This is a genomic window from Mesorhizobium sp. WSM4806 (genome assembly GCF_055811635.1).
Window position 1 is genome coordinate 1 of the sequence record NZ_JBVVQZ010000090.1, and the last position, 242, is coordinate 242.

Annotated in this window: 1 protein-coding gene; it reads left to right on the forward strand. The window is 66.5% G+C overall.

The genetic code is table 11. The features are described from left to right. Nucleotides 1-242: transposase (locus tag AC0L2M_RS34705; protein WP_473537287.1), on the forward strand; the 242-nt coding region annotated here is incomplete at both ends.

Consider the following 242-nt stretch of genomic DNA (forward strand, 5'->3'; position numbering starts at 1 on the left):
GTGCAAGGCGTGTCGACGCGCAAGGTCAAGGCGATCACCGAGGAACTGTGCGGCCATTCCTTCTCGGCCTCGACGGTAAGCGAGGCGACGGCGCGGCTGGATGAGGCGCTGAAGGCGTTCTTTGAGCGGCGGCTTGCCGAACCTTACCCGTACCTCATTCTGGATGCGCGCTATGAGCGGGCGCGCGAAGCCGGCGTGATCGCCAGCCAGGCGGTGCTGGTGGCGATCGGGGTCGACTGGGA